Below are 16,076 nucleotides of genomic sequence, written 5' to 3' on the forward strand. Positions count from 1 at the left end.
GGAGTCCCCGCAGACATGGCGAAGATCAGGCCCAGCAAGGGCTCCCCGTACGCGCGCATCATGGGCGTCGGCGGCTACCGGCCGACCCGGGTGGTGCCCAACGAGGTGATCCTGGAGACCATCGACTCCAGCGACGAGTGGATCCGCTCGCGCTCCGGCATCGCCTCCCGGCACTGGGCCGGCCCGGACGAGACGGTCGCCGAGATGTCGGTCATCGCGGCGGGCAAGGCCATCGCCGACGCGGGGATCTCGGCCGAGGACATCGGGGGCGTCATCGTCGCCACCGTCTCCCACTTCAAGCAGACCCCGGCCGTCGCGACCGAGATCGCGCACCGCATCGGCGCCGGCAAGCCGGCCGCGTTCGACATCTCGGCGGGCTGCGCGGGCTTCACGTACGCCGTGACCCTCGCCAAGGGCATGGTCACCGAGGGCAGCGCCAAGCACGTCCTGGTGATCGGCGTCGAGCGGCTGAGCGACCTCACCGACAAGACGGACCGTGCCACCGCCTTCCTCTTCGGCGACGGCGCCGGCGCGGTCATCATCGGCCCGGCCGACGAGCCGGAGATCGGTCCTACCGTCTGGGGCTCGGAGGGCGACAAGTCCGGGACCATCACCCAGACCGTGGCGTGGGACCGCTTCCGTGTGGGCGACGTCGCGCAGCTGCCGGTGGACGAGAACGGGGAGCTGAAGTTCCCCGCGATCACCCAGGAGGGCCAGACGGTCTTCCGCTGGGCGGTGTTCGAGATGGCCAAGGTGGCCCAGGAGGCGCTGGACGCCGCCGGGATCACCGCGGACGACCTGGACGTCTTCATCCCGCACCAGGCCAACATGCGCATCATCGACTCGATGATCAAGGCGCTCAAGCTGCCGGAGCACGTCGCGGTCGCCCGCGACATCGAGACCACCGGCAACACCTCCGCCGCGTCGATCCCGCTCGCGATGGAGCGCCTGCTCGCCACCGGACAGGCCAAGAGCGGCGACACGGCCCTGATCATCGGTTTCGGGGCGGGGCTCGTCTACGCCGCCACTGTCGTTACCCTCCCCTAGGCAACACTCACGCGGCGCGCACTCCCGCCCGCCGCAGCCCGTAGTAACCAGCACGAAGAAGGAGAGCGCCGCCATGGCCACCCAGGAAGAGATCGTCGAGGGTCTCGCGGAGATCGTGAACGAGATCGCCGGCATCCCGACCGAGGACGTCCAGCTGGACAAGTCCTTCACCGACGACCTGGACGTCGACTCGCTGTCCATGGTCGAGGTCGTCGTCGCCGCCGAGGAGCGCTTCGAGGTCAAGATCCCGGACGACGACGTCAAGCAGCTGAAGACCGTCGGCGACGCCGTCGACTACATCCTCAAGGCCCAGGGCTGAGCCTGAGCCACCCCTGGACGACGTGTCTGTCGCCCGCCCTTCTAGACGTGGAGAGACAATCCCTGTGAGCCCGACCAATCACACCGTGGTCGTCACCGGTATCGGCGCAACCACTCCGCTGGGCGGGGACAGCGCGTCGACCTGGGAGGGACTGATCGCCGGACGTTCCGGCGTCACCCCCCTGAAGCAGGACTGGGCCGCCGAGCTGTCGGTGCGCATCGCCGCGCAGATCGCCGTGGAACCGCTGGAGATCCTGCCCCGCCCGGTCGCGCGCAAGCTGGACCGCTCGGCGCAGTTCGCGCTGATCGCCACCCGCGAGGCGTGGGCCGACGCGGGCTTCACCGCCAAGGCCGGTGAGGACAGCTCGGTCGACCCCGACCGCCTCGGCGCGGTCATCGCCTCCGGCATCGGCGGCGTCACCACGCTGCTCGACCAGTACGACAACCTCAAGGCGTCCGGCCCGCGCAAGGTGTCCCCGCACACCGTGCCGATGCTGATGCCCAACAGCCCCTCGGCCAACGTCGGCCTGGAGGTCAACGCCCGCGCCGGTGTCCACACCCCGGTCAGCGCCTGCGCCTCCGGTGCCGAGGCCGTCGGCTACGCGTACGAGATGATCCGCTCCGGCCGTGCCGACGTGGTCATCGCCGGCGGCACGGAAGCGGCCATCCACCCGCTGCCGATCGCGGCCTTCGCCAACATGATGGCGATGTCGAAGAACAACGACGACCCGCAGGGCGCCTCCCGCCCGTACGACAAGGGCCGCGACGGCTTCGTCCTCGGCGAGGGCGCGGGTGTCGTCGTCCTGGAGTCGGCCGAGCACGCCGCCAGGCGCGGTGCCCGGGTCTACGCCGAGGTGCTGGGCCAGGGCCTGTCGGCCGACGCCCACCACATCGCGCAGCCGGAGCCCACCGGCCGCGGCATCGCCGCCGCGCTGGAGCAGCTGATCGCCGCGACCGGCCTGGACCTGGCGCAGGTCGCGCACCTCAACGCGCACGCGACGTCCACCCCGCAGGGTGACGTCGCCGAGGTCAAGGCGCTCCGCAAGGTGCTCGGCGACCACCTCGACCACGTGGCCATCTCCGCCACCAAGTCGATGACCGGTCACCTCCTGGGCGGCGCGGGCGGCATCGAGACGGTCGCCACCGTCCTCGCCCTGCACCACCGGATCGCCCCGCCGACGATCAACATCGCGGAACTGGACGACGAGATCGACCCCGGTCTGGTCTCCACCGAGGCGCGGAAGCTGCCGGACGGCCCGATCGTGGCCATCAACAACTCCTTCGGCTTCGGCGGCCACAACGTCGTCCTGGCCCTCAAGGCCTGAGCCGTACCGCACCCCTGAGGGCCGGTCAGCCGCACACGCGGCCGACCGGCCCTCGGTCGTCCCCGGGTCAGGGGCAGCCGACGACCTGCCCGGCCCAGGACAGCCCGCCGCCGAAGCCGAGCAGCAGCACGGGCGCGCCGGGGGCGAGTTCGCCGCGCTCGACGAGCTTGGAGAAGGCGAGCGGCACGGAGGCGGCGGAGGTGTTGCCGGAGTCGACGACGTCCCGGGCCACCACCGCCTGCGGGGCCCCCAGCTGGCGTACGACGCCCTCGATGATCCGCAGGTTGGCCTGGTGCGTGACGATGCCCCCGAGGTCGCCGACGGCGACACCGGCGCGGGCACAGGCCTCCTCGGCGATCGGGGCGAGGGTCGTGGTGGCCCAGCGGAAGACCGCCTGGCCGTCCTGGGCGAAGCGGGGCTGCCAGGCGCCGGCCAGCCGTACGGCGTCGGCGCGGGTGGGGTCCGAGCCCCACACGACGGGGCCGATGCCGGGGAGCGTCCCCGGAGCGGCGTCGGCGGCGCTGACGACGGCCGCGCCCGCCCCGTCGCCCAGCAGGACGCAGGTGCTGCGGTCGCTCCAGTCGGTGAGGTCGGACATCTTCTCGGCGCCGATGACCAGGGCGTGCCGGGCGGCGCCGGCCCGCACGGAGTGGTCGGCGGCGGCGAGCGCGGTGGTGAAGCCCGCGCAGGCGTTGTTGAGGTCGTAGGAGGCGGGAGCCGTCATGCCGAGCCGGGCCGCGACCTGGGCGGCGGTGCTGGGCGAGCGGTCGACGGCGCTGGAGGTGGCCACGACGACCAGGTCGACGTCGGCGGCGTCCAGGCCCGCCGCGGCGAGCGCCTTGCCCGCCGCGGCGCTCGCCAGGTCGGCGACCGTCTCGTCCTCGGCGGCGATGTGCCGGGTCGCGATGCCCGTGCGCTGCCGGATCCAGGCGTCGCTGGTGTCGACCATGGCGGCCAAGTCGTCGTTGGTGAGGACACGTTGCGGCTGGTGGTGACCGAGGGCGGCGATACGGGATGCAGTCATGACCGAAACTATAGCGACCGATCGGTCGGACTCTAAAGAGGGAGAGGTGGCTACGATGGCCCCATGAGCCCACGCAAGTCCGCCGCCGAGGCACGCCACACCCGCGAGCGGATCATCGAGCGCAGCGTCGCGGTCGCCTCCGTGGAGGGCCTGGAGGGCCTCACGATCGGCCGGCTCGCGACCGACCTCGGGATCAGCAAGTCCGGGCTGCTGGGGCACTTCGGTACCAAGGAGGCCCTGCAGATCGCCGCCCTGCGGCGGGCCTCGGAGATCTTCACCCGCGCCGTCTGGGTGCCCGCCGCGGGGGCCGCTCCCGGGCTCGCCCGGCTGACCGCGATCTGCGAGGCGTGGGTGACCTACCTGGACCGCGAACGCGAGGCCTTCCCCGGCGGCTGCCTGTTCACCGCCTCCGCCGTGGAGTTCGACGGCCGCGAGGGGCCGGTACGGGACGCGGTCGCCCGGCTCTACACCGTCTGGCGCCGCCGGCTGACCCGCGACATCCGGGCCGCCGTGGAACTCGGCGAACTGCCGCCCGGCACCGACCCCGAGCAATTGGTCTTCGAGCTGAACGGGATCTACTTCTCCCTCAACCACGCCGTCCAGCTCTTCGGCGACCGGACCGCCCCCGACCGCGCCCGGCGTGCGCTGCGGCGCGTGCTGAGCTGACGAATCAGCCCTTCGGGGGGATTGGCCGGGTCCCCCGGATGGGCCCGCGCGGCACCGCGCAGGATCTCGTCCATGAGCATCTGGCTGAGGGGGGCCGGCCTCACGGCGGCCGCGGCACTGGCGGTGCTGGGGCCGGGGGCGGCCGGGGGGACGGCGTACGCGCATGATCCGCCGGGTCCACCGGGCCCGCCCGTGGTCCGGTTCCTGCCCGACGGCACCGTACGGGTGGAGACCGGCGGCGGCGCCGTCCGCGTGGAGACCCGCGGCGGGGAGACGAGGGCCCGGGTCACCCACGGCGGGGACACCGTGGACGCGCGCACCGGCAGCGGCGGTTCGTCCGCGACCGTCCGGCGGCGGCACTGCCCCGCGTACGAGTCGACGGTGAACGCCCGCACGGACGGCGGCGGTTCACGGGGCTCGGTGTCCTGGCGACACCCCTGCGGACCGGCGCCGCGGCCCACCCCCGCCCGCCCCGTGCGCCGCGCACCGGCCCCCACACCCACACCCACGCCCACACCCACGCCCACCCCCACTCCGACGCCGACGCCGACCCCCACCCCGACGCCGACGCCGACCCCCACCCCGACGCATCGCGCGGAACTCCCGCCGGTCGCCTACCGCAAGGCGAGCCCACCGCCCGCCCCCGACGGCCCGAGCATCGTCCATCTCATGCTGCTGGTCACCGCGCCCGCGGTCCTGTCCGCCGCCGCGCTCAAGCCCCGCTCCCAAGCCCGCTCACGGAGGTGATCGATGTCGGACTGGCTCGTCCTGGCCATCGCGATGGCCGCGGCCTGCGCGGTCGTCCTGACCATCGTGGCCATCAACCACCGTCGCATCGGAGACGACGACGACCCCTCGGAGACCCCCGACGTCATCGAGTACATGACGATGATGATCGGCGTGGTGTACGCCATCGTCCTCGGCCTCGCCATCGCCGGCGTGTGGGAGGCGCGCGGCGGCGCCGAGGACACGCTGCACCGCGAGACCCAGGCCCTGCACGAGGTGCGCCAGCGGGTGCAGGTCTACCCCGCCGCCGTCCGCGACCAGGTGCGCGCCGACGTGGACGCGTACGTCTCCTACGTCGCGCACACCGAGCTGCCCTACATGCTCAAGCACGGCGAGAACACCCAGCGCGGCTCGGAGCTCCTCGGCAAGGTGCGCCGCGACGTGACCGACTTCGAGCCGCGCACCCCGCTGGCCAACCAGGCGTACCAGCCGGTCGTGGACCAGGTCGCGGCCGCCGACGACGCGCGCACCGCCCGCGGCGAGAACGCCGGGCCGACCATGCCGGGGGTGGTGTGGTTCGGCCTGGTCACCGGCGCCCTCGTCGCGGTGGGGCTGATCTTCAGCCTGCAGATCAGGCGCTCCCGGCGCGAACTGCTCCTCGCCGGGCTCTACAGCGCCCTGATCGCCTTCCTGCTCTTCCTCATCTGGGACCTGGACGCCCCCTTCGGCCGGGACGCCGCCGAGGCGGCGGCGTACTTCACCAGCCTCTTCCCGCACATCGGGTGATCACTTCTCGAAGCTCGCGAAGTACGAGGCCGCCATGTCCTCCCCGCCGTGCCCGAGCTCGGCCGCGCGGCGGAACCGCTCGGCGCCGGCCGCGGCCACGTCGAGCCGGACCCCCACGGACTCCCCCGCCTCCACGATCAGGCGGGCGTCCTTCTCCGCGGTCCGCACGGCGAAGCTGGGGCTGAAGTCCCCGGCCAGGATCGACGCCCCCTTCGCCTGCAGGTAGCCCATGTCGAGGGGGCCGCCGGAGACGGCCTTGAGGAAGTCCGCGGCGTCCACGCCGAGGCCCTTCGCCAGTGCGAGGGCCTCGGCCGTGCCGTGGGTGACGGTCAGCACCCAGCTGTTGATCACCAGCTTCAGCCGGCTGGCCGCGCCCTCGGCCGCGTCCTCCCCCACCCACACGGTGCGGCTGCCGATCGCGTCGAAGACCGGCCCCACCGTCTGCCGGGCCTCCTGCGGCCCGGCGGCCAGCACCAGGAGCTGCCCGTTCTCCGCGGGCTGCCTGGTGCCCAGCACGGGCGAGTCGAGGAAGACGACGCCGTGCTCGCGCGCGAACCGCGCGAACTCCCCGAGGGCGCCCACGCCCGCGGTGGTGGACTGCGCCCACACCGCGCCCTTGCGCAGCGCCGGCGCCGCCTGCCGCATGGTCTCGAGGGCGGAGTCCGCGTCGTGCAGGATGGTCAGCACCACGTCGGCGCCGTCCACCGCCTCCGCGGGGGTGTCGGCGACGCGTGCGCCGTCCTTGCTGAGCGGCTGCGCCTTCTCCTTCGTACGGTTCCACACACGGACGTCGAGGCCGGCCTTGACGAGGTTGCGGGCCATCGCGGCACCCATGATCCCGGTGCCCAGGACTGCTGCTGAGGTGGTGTCGGACATGACTGCCACGGTACGACGGACCAATCCGAATCGCTCGCGGCGCCGAATGCCGGACGCGAGACTTGTCCTCGACACACGGAATCGAACGCTGGAGGTGTGGTGAGGGAACCGCTGCGGTTCGGCAGGCCCGCACGGCAGGGGCCGGACCTCTCGGAGCTGCTGCTCGCCGTCGCGCGCGGCGACCAGGAGGCCTTCGCCCGGCTGTACGACGCCGTGAGCGGACCGGTGCTCGGACTGGTGCGCGGAGTGCTCAGGGACCCCGCCCAGTCGGAGGAGGTGACGCAGGAGGTGCTGGTGGAGGTGTGGCGCACCGCCGCCCGCTTCCGGCCGGAGAAGGGCAGCGCGATGACCTGGGTGATGACCCTGGCCCACCGCAGGGCCGTGGACCGGGTACGGTCCGCCAGCGCGGCGGCGGACCGCGAGCACAGGGCTGCGCTGCTGGAGCGCACCCCCGCGTACGACGAGGTGACCGAGCAGGTGGAGGCCCGGCTGGAGGCCGAACAGGTGCGACGCTGCATGCGCACCCTCACCGAGGTGCAGCACCAGTCGGTGACCCTCGCCTACTACCGGGGGCTGACGTACCGGGAGGTGGCCGAGCTGCTGTCGCTGCCGCTGGGCACCGTCAAGACCCGGCTGCGGGACGGCCTGATCCGGCTGCGCGACTGCCTGGGGGTGACCGCATGAGCACCGAGGCCGAACTGCACACCCTCACCGGCGCCTACGCCGTCGACGCGCTGACGCGGCACGAGCGCGCGGAGTTCGAACGCCACCTCGCGGAGTGCGAGGCCTGCGCGCTGGAGGTGCGCGAGCTGGCCGCGACCGCCGCCCGCCTCGGGCTCGCGGCGGCCGAACCCGTCCCGCCCCGCATGAAGGACGACGTCATGCGGCTCATCGTCAACGTACGGCAGGAGCCCCCGTCGGTGCCCGAGCCGCCGCGCGCCACGGCCCGTGCGATGCGCCGCCGCGCCTCGCAGCCCGCACGGCGCCGCGTCCGCTTCGCCCTGGCGGCCTGCCTCGCCGCGGCCGCGACCCTGGGCGGGGTCGCGGTCTGGCAGCAGCAACAGCTCGGCGACCTGCGCCAGGAGAACCAGCGGACCCAGGCCCAGGCGGATCAGATCTCCCGGGTCCTGGCCGCGCCCGACGCCGTCACCACCTCCGCGAAGCTCGCGGGTGGCGCCAGCGGCACGGTCGTCGTCTCCCGCAGCCAGGACCGCGCGGTCTTCTTCGCCCACGGCATGCCCGCGCTGAGCGGCAACCGGGTCTACCAGCTCTGGTACGCCGACGGCGGCACGATGCGCTCCGCGGGCCTCATGCCGAAGCCGTCCGGCGGCGACACGACTCAGGCCGTCCTCCTCCGGGGCACCGTCGACGGCGCCTCCGGCATGGGCATCACCGTCGAACCCGCCGGCGGCTCCCCGCAGCCGACCTCCGACCCCCTGGCCCTGATGAACTTCCCGGCCTGACGCCGCACCGCACCGCACCCCGTCCGGTGCGGTGCGCGGCGCCGGGCCGCCCGGGCCGAAGGCACGGCTTCGCCCGCGGCACGGCACCCCCGGCCGGACCCCGGGCAACGCCCGTCCCCGAGGGCACCGCCACGCGAGCACCCGCACAACCACCACCCCGTGACGGTACGGCTGCCTACCGAAGCCCGGGCAACGCCCGTCCCCGAGGGCAGCCGGCCGAGGACCGGGCGAGCCCCGCCACGGGCGACACAGCCGTGCCGGCCGCGGAGCCCCGGGCCACGCACCCGCAGAGAGCCGCTTCACGCTCTGCTTCGCCCTGGCCGCAGGCACGTTCGTCCTCGTCGCGGCGTTCGCCCGCTTCGCCATGACCACGCCCGGCGGCGTCATCGTCCCGCGCCACGACGCGCAGGAGGCGAGCACTCCCGGACCGGTCCGGCCCCTCACCCCCGTTTCCACTCCACCGAAGGGCACCCGGGTCGTCCCCGGACCAGAAAGGTGAACGCCATGGCCACGATCCGAGCGCCCCGGGACACCCCACAGCGGCCGGCCGGCCCAACGCACGGGCACGCGGCCCGGAGCCCCAGGAGAGCCCGGCCGATGGGCCGGGGCCCCCGCGCGGGGGCGACGCCGCCGTGGGGGCGCTCCGGGAGGGCATGGCTCCCCGGGTGACGCCCCGCGCTCGCGGGGCGCGGCGGGGCGCCTCACGCCGCGGTGGGAGGCGGCGCCATAGGCTCGCCGGGCGCGAATGCCGGCCAGGAGGAGTGCCCCGGACGTGACGACGACGTCGATCTGCCTGTTCACCGCCGATCTGCGGCTCCACGACAACCCGGTCCTGCGGGCCGCCCTCGACTCCGCGGAGCAGGTCGTCCCCCTGTTCGTGCTCGATCAGGCCATCGAAGCCACGGGCTTCGCCGCCCCGAACCGCAGCGCGTTCCTCGCGGGCTGCCTCGCCGACCTGGACGAGCGGCTGCGCGAGCGCGGCGGGCGGCTGGTGCTGCGCCACGGGGACGTGGCGCGCGAGACGTGCCGGGTCGCGGAGGAGACCGGCGCCGGGCAGGTGCACGTCGCGGCGGGGGTGAGCCGCTACGCCGCGCGGCGCGAGGAGCGGCTGCGGGAGGCCCTGGCAGCGGCGGGCCGCGAACTCCGGGTGCACGACGCCGTGCTGACCGCGGTGCCGCCCGGCGCGGTGACCCCGGCAGGCAAGGACAGCTTCGGGGTGTTCACGCCGTACTTGCGGCGCTGGGAGACCGCGGATCTGCGCGACCCGCTGGGTGCGCCCCGCGTGGTCCGCGTCCCGGACGGCGTGGCGTCCCGGCCACTCCCGGAGCCGCCCAAGGGCACGTCGCCAGGGCTGCCCGCGGGCGGGGAGACCGAGGCCCGCGAGCGCTGGCGGGCCTGGCGGGCCTCGGGCCTCGCCGCGTACGAGGACCGCCACGACGACCTCGCGGGCGACGCCACCTCGCGTCTGTCGCCGTACCTGCACTTCGGCTGCCTGTCGGCCACCGAGCTGGTCCGGCGCGCCCGTGAGGCCGCGGGGCCGGGCGCGGACGCGTTCGTGCGGCAGGTCGCGTGGCGGGAGTTCCACCACCAGGTGCTCGCCGCCCGCCCCGACGCCGCCTCCCGGGACCTGCGGCCGCGCGGTGACCACTGGCACGGTGACGGGCCCGAGGCGCACGCGTGGCGCGAGGGCCGTACCGGATACCCGCTGATCGACGCGGCGATGCGGCAGCTGCGGCACGAGGGCTGGATGCACAACCGGGCGCGGCTGCTGGCCGCGAGCTTCCTGACCAAGACGCTGTACGTGGACTGGCGGATCGGCGCCGCGCACTTCCTGGAGCTGCTGGTGGACGGCGACATCGCCAACAACCAGCTGAACTGGCAGTGGGTGGCCGGGACCGGCACCGACACCCGCCCGAACCGGGTGCTCAACCCCCTGGTGCAGGCCCGTCGTTTCGACCCGGACGGCGCCTACGTGCGCCGCTGGGTGCCGGAGCTGGCGGAGGTGCGGGGCGGCGCCGTGCACCGCCCCTGGCGGCTACCCGAGGACGAGCGGGCCGCCCTGGACTACCCCGCCCCCCTCGTCGACCTCGACGAGGCCCTCGCCCGCTTCCGCAGCGCCCGCGGCAAGTAGCCGCCCCGCGGGTCGGGGCCCGCGGCGGCGGCCCGGGGCACCCGGGCCGCCCTCCCCGAGGCCCACCCGGCGGGCGGCACGCGGCACCGCACCACATGCCCGCGGGTCGAGAGCCGCGGCGGTCAAAGGCCGACATTCGACCGGCCCGGTGTCCTGCGCGTGGCCCGCCCGGGGGCGTCGGCACCCGGGCCGCCCTCCGCCGAGGCCCACCCGGCGGGCGGCACGCGGCGGGCCGCGGGCGGTCCCGCCCGCCCCCGCCCCCTCACCCCGGCGGGGCGCCGGCGTGCCGGCGCGGGGGCCGGGGGAAGAAACCACTGGTGCGCGACGCGTAGGCGGCCCAGCCGGGGCGGTCCGCCATGTGCCGTTCCAGCAGGGCCTTCCCGCTGCCCCGGGTCAGCAGGTACGACATCAGCAGCGGGGACACGACCGACACCGCGGCGGCCTGCCAGGCGTCGCAGGTCAGCGCGAACAGCCCCCACCAGACGCAGAAGTCGCCGAAGTAGTTGGGGTGCCGGGTCCAGCTCCACAGGCCGCGGTCCATGATGCGGCCCCGGTGCGCCGGGTCGGCCTTGAACCGGGCCAGCTGGTGGTCGCCGACGGCCTCGAAGAGCAGGCCGGTGAGCCAGAGCAGCGCGCCGGCCGCGGCCGCCGGGCCGAGCGGCCCGGGGATGTACGAGGCGGCCTGGACGGGCAGCGAGACGACCAGGACGAGCGCGCCCTGCAGCAGGTACACCGCGCGCAGTGCGTAGGCGGCCCGGCTGCCGCGGGCCTTGGCCAGGAAGGCCTCGTAGCGGGGGTCCTCGCCGTGGCCGCGGCCGCGGCGGGCGATGTGGACGGCGAGCCGCAGGCCCCACACGGCGGTCAGCGCGAGCACCAGCGCGCGGCGAGCCGGGTCGCCGTGTCCGGCGGACATGCCGTAGGCGGACCCGGCGACCGCGGTGAAGGCCACGCCCCAGGCGACGTCGACGTAGCGGTGCCTGCCGCGGGACAGGGCGAACGCGAAGGTGGCGAGCATGACGGCGAGCGCGGCCCCGGCCGCCACCGCCACGCCCGCCCCGAACGCGCCCCAGGGGAAGCCGTTCACCGCCTCACCACCCCGCGTACCAGGCGGCGGGCGTGCCGGCCGTGCCTCCGGCGCCGTCGGCCGCGGGCCGTGCGGCGAGGATCTGGTCGACGCCCATGCGGCGTTCGGCGAAGGCCAGCGCCCCGCCCGCCAGGTACAGCCGCCACACGCGGGCGGTCTCCTCGCCGGCCAGGAGGACGACGTCGGACCAGCGCCGCTCCAAGGTGGCCAGCCAGGCCCGCACCGTGTGGACGTAGTGCTCGCGCAGGGACTCCACCGCCCGCACCTCCAGGCCCGCGTCCTCCAGCAGCCCCACGGTCCGGCCGAGCGGGCGCATGTGCATGTCGGGGGCGATGTACGTCTCGATGAAGGCGCCGCCACCGGGGGCGACGCGGCCGCGGGACATCTGCTGCACCAGCGCCCTGCCCCGGGGGCGCAGCATGCGGTGGATCGCGCCGGCGAAGCGCGGGTAGTGCTCGTCGCCGACGTGCTCGCCCATCTCGATCGCGGTGACCGCCTCGTAGCCGCCGTTGCCCTCCAGGTCGCGGTAGTCGCGCAGTTCGACGGTGACGTACTGCTCCAGGCCGCGTTCGCGGATCCGGTCCCGTACGAAGTCCCGCTGGGCGCGGGAAAGAGTGACCGCGTGGACCTGCGCGCGGTGGGTCTGCGCGGCGTACAGGGCGAGCGCGCCCCAGCCGCAGCCGATGTCGAGCAGCCGCGTGCCGGGGCGCAGGTCCAGCTTGCGGCAGATGAGTTCGAGCTTGTCGCGCTGGGCGTCGGCGAGGCCGTACGACGGGTCGTCGTGGCGGGTCCAGTAGCCGCAGGAGTAGGCCATGGAGGGGTCGAGGAGGAGCTCGTAGAAGTCGTTGGACAGGTCGTAGTGGTGGCTGATGGCGGCCCGGTCGCGGCCCCTGGTGTGCGGGGTGCCGTTCAGCCGGGCGCGTCCGCGCGGGGCGGGCGGCCGGGGGCCGACCGCGCCGAGCCGTACGGCGGCGCCGGCGGCGCGGAGCCGGTCGGCCGCGGTGAGCCGGGGAGGGCGCAGCCCGCCGTCGCGTGCCGCGTGCCACACGGCGCGCAGGCCTTCGGTGAGGTCGCCGCGCACGTCGATGTCCCCGGTGATGTACGCCTCGGCGAGGCCGAGTTCGCCGGGCTGCCACAGGAGTCTTCGCAGCGCCCGCCGGGAGCGCAGGACGACCACGGGGGCGTCGCGCGGCCCGGCGGTGCTGCCGTCCCAGGCCCGCAGCCGCACGGGCAGCGGGCCGCCGGTGAACTGCTCCAGCAACGGGGCGAGGGTGTCCGCGGCGCCCTTCACCTGGTGGTCTCCCCCCGGGTCAGCCGCAGTTGGCACACGTCGAGGTAGCCGGAGCGGAAGCCGGCCTCGGAGTAGGCGAGGTAGAGGGTCCACATGCGGCGGAAGGTCTCGTCGAAGCCGAGGGCGGCGACGTCGGCGGCGCGTTCGGTGAAGCGCTCGCGCCACAGCCGCAGCGTCTCGGCGTAGTGCGGTCCGAAGCCGTCGCAGGAGGTGACGCGCAGCGCGGTGTGCTCGTCGAGGGTCCGCTCGATCGCCTCCAGGGAGGGGATGAGCCCGCCGGGGAAGACGTACTTCTGCATCCAGGTGTAGGTGTCGCGGGTGGCGAGCATTCGCTCGTCGGGCATGGTGATCGCCTGGAGCGCGACCGTGCCGCCGGGGGCGAGCAGCCGGTCCAGGGCGGTGAAGTACACCGGCCAGTACTCGGCGCCGACGGCCTCGATCATCTCGACGCTGACGATGGCGTCGTAGCTCCCGGTCACCTGCCGGTAGTCGCGCAGCCGGACGGTGGCCCGGTCCTGCTGCCCCGCGGCGGCGATCCGGGCCGTGGCGAGCCGGCGCTGTTCCTCGGAGAGGGTGACGGAGACGACCTCGGCGCCGCGGCGGGCGGCGCGGACGGCGAGTTCTCCCCAGCCGGTGCCGATCTCCAGCAGCCGGGTGCCCTCGCCGACGCCCGCCAGGTCGAGCAGCCGGTCGATCTTGCGGTGCTGTGCGGCGGCCAGCTGGGCGCGCCGGGCGGGGAAGCCGCGGAAGACGGCCGAGGAGTAGGTGAGGGTCTCGTCGAGGAAGAGGGCGAAGAGCTCGTTGGACAGGTCGTAGTGGGCGTGGATGTTGCCGCGGGCGCCGTCGAGGGTGTTGCGCCGCTCGGTGGGCTGCCGGTGTGCCCACAGGGCGCGCAGCCGCTGCAGCGGCCGGGGGACGAGCTCGGTGACGTGCGAGGCGAGCACGGTGAGGACGGCCGGCAGGTCCGGCGCGTCCCATTCGCCGGCCATGTAGGACTCGCCGAAGCCGATGAGTCCTGCGGTGCCGACCCGGCGGTGGAAGGCCTCGGGGTCGGCGATCAGCACGGTGGGCCCGCCCGTGCCGAGGACCGGGCCGCCGTCGCCGAGCCGGCAGCGCAGCGGGAGCCCGCTCAGGGCGCGTCGCAGCACGGCACCGGCGACCGCGGCACGCAGCCGTGAGCACCGTGGCGGCGCGGCGACGTCCGGCCAGCGGCGGGGGTCCACGCCGGAGGCGGGTGCGGAAGCGGAGAGGGGGACGGACGTGGTGGACATGGTCACTCGAAACCCTCCTGGGGCGCGTGGACGGGACGGGGCTGCACGGGCAGTCCGCGCAGCAGCAGCCGGATGCCGTGCCGGCGGATGCCGGCCGACACCGCGGCCGTGGACCAGGGGTGGCGGGCGGCGGCACGCAGCAGGCCCGGCGTGGTGGCCGGGCGCCGCTCGCCGCGCACGGTGGCGGTGAACGGGGTGCCGCCGCCGGGCCGTTCCAGGTGGACGGTGAGGTGGAGCCGGTCGTGCGGCTCGGGCAGCCGCATGCGGTAGCCGCCGTCGACGGGGAGGAACGGGGAGACGTAGAAGTCCTTGGCGACGTGGGCGCTGTCGCGGCCGTCGGTGCGCAGCAGGTAGGCGTGCCGTTCCCCGTAGGTGTTGTGGACCTCGGCGACCACGCACACGAGGGTGCCGTCCGGGTCGTGGCACCAGTACAGGGTCAGCGGGTTGAACACGTGGCCGAGGACCCGGGCGTGGCTGAGCATCCGGACCGGGCCGCCGTGCAGGTCGACGCCCTGCGCGGCGAGCCAGGCGTCGAGGGCGGCCCGTACGGTCGGGTGCCGGCCGCCGAAGTGGTCGCGGGGGTCGAAGCGGGCGAGCGGGCGCAGCGCGGCGGGGAGCCGGGGCGTCCGGGCGGGGTCGGTCAGCCACATGTAGGTGCGGTGGGCGAAGGCGTGCCGCAGCGGATCGGTGCGCACGTGGGTGATCGTGCACTCGTACAGGGCGGGCACCTGCGGCGGCAGCCCCGCGGGGGTCACCATCGCGCCCCCAGGTGGCGGGCGGCCTCGGCGCCGGAGCGGCAGCCGTCCTCGTGGAAGCCCCAGCCGTGGTACGCCCCGGCGAAGGCGGTGACGGGGGTCGCGAGGGCCGGCAGCCGCCGTCGCGCGGCCAGCGACGCGGGGGTGTAGACGGGGTGTTCGTACACCATGCGGGCGAGCACCCGGGCGGGGTCGACGCGTTCCTCGTCGCCGAGGGTGACGACGTAGCGCTCGGGGGTGTCCAGCCGCTGGAGGCGGTTCATGTCGTAGCTGACGCGGACCCCGCCGGGGTCGGGGGCGCAGGTGGGCATGAGGTAGTTCCAGGAGGCGCGGGCGCCGCGGCTGCGGGGCAACAGCGTGGTGTCGGTGTGCAGCACCGTCGGGTTGCTGGAGTACGGGATGGCGCCGAGCACCCGGCGCTCCTCCGCGGTGGGGTCGGCGAGCAGCCGTAGTGCCTGGTCGGGATGGGTGGCGACGACCACCGCGTCGTACGTCTCGGTCTCCCCGTCGTCGGTGACGACGTCGGCGCCGTCGGCGTGCCGGCGCAGGGCGCGTACGGGGGTGGCGGTGCGGATCGCGGTGAGCCGTTTGACGATGCGCTCGACGTAGACGCGTGATCCGCCGGTGACGGTCCGCCAGGTGGGGGAGCCGCCCACCGAGAGCATCCCGTGGTGGTCGAGGAACCGGAAGAGGTAGACCGCCGGGTAGTGCGCCGCGGTCCGCGGCGAGCAGGACCAGACGCAGGCCACCAGCGGGGTCGTGAAGTGCGCCGTGAAGTACGCCGAGAACTCCCCCGCGCCGAGGAACTCCCCCAGCGTGGTGGTGTCGTCGGAACCGCCCTCCGCGAGCAGCCGCCGGGCCAGGCGGTGGAATCGGGGCACTTCGGCCAGCATACGCAGATAGGCCGGGCGCAGCGCGTTGCGCGGTTGCGCGAAGATCCCCGAGGGGCCGCGCGCGCCCGCGTACTCCAGGCCGCAGCCCTCGCAGCGCACGGACATGCTCATCTCGGACTCCTGCGTGGGGACGCCGAGTTCGGCGAAGATCCGCAGCAGGGTGGGGTAGGTGCGCTCGTTGTGGACGATGAAGCCGGTGTCGACGGAGGTCACCCGGCCGTCGCAGGAGGGTACGTCGTGTGTGTGGGCGTGCCCGCCGAGCCGGTCGTCGGCCTCGAACAGCGACACGTCGCAGTGCCGTTGCAGCAGGTAGGCGGCGGTGAGCCCGGCGACGCCGCTGCCCACGACGGCCACCCTTCGCCTTGCTTCGGTCACGTCCCGTCCCTTCGTCGCGGTCCTCTCCCTGCTGGTGGTTCGGAG

At 74.7% G+C, this 16,076-nt stretch carries 16 protein-coding genes; 9 read left to right on the plus strand and 7 right to left on the minus strand.

Annotation, left to right across the window (positions count from 1 at the left end; genetic code table 11):
• The first annotated feature begins 15 nt into the window (after nt 1-15).
• The 3 genes from AC1VWI_RS16115 to fabF all read left to right on the plus strand — a co-directional run bounded on the left by AC1VWI_RS16115 (nt 16) and on the right by fabF (nt 2,690).
• Complete coding sequence (locus AC1VWI_RS16115) at nt 16-1,047, plus strand: ketoacyl-ACP synthase III (protein ID WP_499511704.1); 1,032 nt, start codon at nt 16-18, stop codon at nt 1,045-1,047.
• Between the two features lie 73 nt (nt 1,048-1,120).
• On the plus strand, nt 1,121-1,366 hold the full coding sequence (locus AC1VWI_RS16120; RefSeq protein ID WP_326576364.1) for an acyl carrier protein: 246 nt from the start codon (nt 1,121-1,123) through the stop codon (nt 1,364-1,366).
• A 64-nt stretch (nt 1,367-1,430) separates the two neighbouring features.
• Nucleotides 1,431-2,690: a beta-ketoacyl-ACP synthase II gene (gene fabF / locus AC1VWI_RS16125; protein WP_499511705.1), complete on the plus strand. Its 1,260-nt coding sequence runs from the start codon at nt 1,431-1,433 to the stop codon at nt 2,688-2,690.
• A gap of 67 nt (nt 2,691-2,757) precedes the next feature.
• On the opposite strand, the gene AC1VWI_RS16130 is transcribed toward fabF, so the two are convergent.
• Nucleotides 2,758-3,714, minus strand: a complete 957-nt coding sequence (locus AC1VWI_RS16130) for a beta-ketoacyl-ACP synthase 3 (RefSeq protein ID WP_499511706.1) — start codon at nt 3,712-3,714, stop codon at nt 2,758-2,760.
• Between the two features lie 63 nt (nt 3,715-3,777).
• Here AC1VWI_RS16130 and AC1VWI_RS16135 point away from each other — a divergent pair, with 63 nt between their 5' ends.
• From AC1VWI_RS16135 to AC1VWI_RS16145, 3 genes are all read left to right on the plus strand, one after another.
• Entirely contained in the window at nt 3,778-4,380 is a 603-nt protein-coding gene (locus tag AC1VWI_RS16135) for a TetR/AcrR family transcriptional regulator (RefSeq protein ID WP_499511707.1), read from the plus strand.
• Nucleotides 4,381-4,452: 72 nt separating this feature from the next.
• Nucleotides 4,453-5,127 (plus strand): hypothetical protein, encoded by a 675-nt coding sequence (locus AC1VWI_RS16140; protein ID WP_499511708.1) that lies wholly within the window; start codon nt 4,453-4,455, stop codon nt 5,125-5,127.
• A 3-nt stretch (nt 5,128-5,130) separates the two neighbouring features.
• Nucleotides 5,131-5,892, plus strand: a complete 762-nt coding sequence (locus AC1VWI_RS16145) for a bestrophin-like domain (RefSeq protein WP_499511709.1) — start codon at nt 5,131-5,133, stop codon at nt 5,890-5,892.
• On the opposite strand, the gene AC1VWI_RS16150 is transcribed toward AC1VWI_RS16145, so the two are convergent.
• Complete coding sequence (locus tag AC1VWI_RS16150; RefSeq protein WP_499511710.1) at nt 5,893-6,768, minus strand: NAD(P)-dependent oxidoreductase; 876 nt, start codon at nt 6,766-6,768, stop codon at nt 5,893-5,895. It abuts the gene before it with no gap.
• Nucleotides 6,769-6,867: 99 nt separating this feature from the next.
• Between AC1VWI_RS16150 and AC1VWI_RS16155 the strand changes: the two genes are divergently transcribed.
• The 3 genes from AC1VWI_RS16155 (at nt 6,868) to AC1VWI_RS16165 (ending at nt 10,362) form a co-directional block, all read left to right on the plus strand.
• On the plus strand, nt 6,868-7,452 hold the full coding sequence (locus tag AC1VWI_RS16155; protein ID WP_499511711.1) for a sigma-70 family RNA polymerase sigma factor: 585 nt from the start codon (nt 6,868-6,870) through the stop codon (nt 7,450-7,452).
• On the plus strand, nt 7,449-8,231 hold the full coding sequence (locus AC1VWI_RS16160) for an anti-sigma factor (protein WP_499511712.1): 783 nt from the start codon (nt 7,449-7,451) through the stop codon (nt 8,229-8,231). The genes AC1VWI_RS16155 and AC1VWI_RS16160 overlap by 4 nt, the downstream gene beginning before the upstream one ends.
• Nucleotides 8,232-9,003: 772 nt before the next feature.
• Nucleotides 9,004-10,362, plus strand: coding sequence for a cryptochrome/photolyase family protein (locus AC1VWI_RS16165; RefSeq protein ID WP_499511713.1), 1,359 nt, complete (start codon nt 9,004-9,006; stop codon nt 10,360-10,362).
• Nucleotides 10,363-10,624: 262 nt separating this feature from the next.
• Here the strand turns inward: AC1VWI_RS16165 and AC1VWI_RS16170 are convergent, their stop codons facing one another.
• From AC1VWI_RS16170 to AC1VWI_RS16190, 5 genes are read right to left on the minus strand one after another with little or no spacing between them, the layout of a single operon-like run.
• Nucleotides 10,625-11,446 (minus strand): DUF1295 domain-containing protein, encoded by an 822-nt coding sequence (locus tag AC1VWI_RS16170; RefSeq protein WP_499511714.1) that lies wholly within the window; start codon nt 11,444-11,446, stop codon nt 10,625-10,627.
• A gap of 4 nt (nt 11,447-11,450) precedes the next feature.
• The gene (locus AC1VWI_RS16175; RefSeq protein WP_499511715.1) at nt 11,451-12,737 is read right to left on the minus strand and encodes a class I SAM-dependent methyltransferase; all 1,287 of its coding nucleotides are present in this window, start codon (nt 12,735-12,737) and stop codon (nt 11,451-11,453) included.
• Nucleotides 12,734-14,008, minus strand: coding sequence for a class I SAM-dependent methyltransferase (locus tag AC1VWI_RS16180; protein WP_499511716.1), 1,275 nt, complete (start codon nt 14,006-14,008; stop codon nt 12,734-12,736). The genes AC1VWI_RS16175 and AC1VWI_RS16180 overlap by 4 nt, the downstream gene beginning before the upstream one ends.
• A gap of 2 nt (nt 14,009-14,010) precedes the next feature.
• Nucleotides 14,011-14,766: a DUF1365 domain-containing protein gene (locus AC1VWI_RS16185; protein WP_499511717.1), complete on the minus strand. Its 756-nt coding sequence runs from the start codon at nt 14,764-14,766 to the stop codon at nt 14,011-14,013.
• Nucleotides 14,760-16,031, minus strand: coding sequence for an NAD(P)/FAD-dependent oxidoreductase (locus AC1VWI_RS16190; RefSeq protein ID WP_499511718.1), 1,272 nt, complete (start codon nt 16,029-16,031; stop codon nt 14,760-14,762). Before AC1VWI_RS16190 ends, AC1VWI_RS16185 begins: the two co-directional genes overlap by 7 nt.
• Between the last annotated feature and the right edge of the window lie 45 nt (nt 16,032-16,076).

This window comes from Streptomyces sp. TOM-9, from assembly GCF_056858595.1.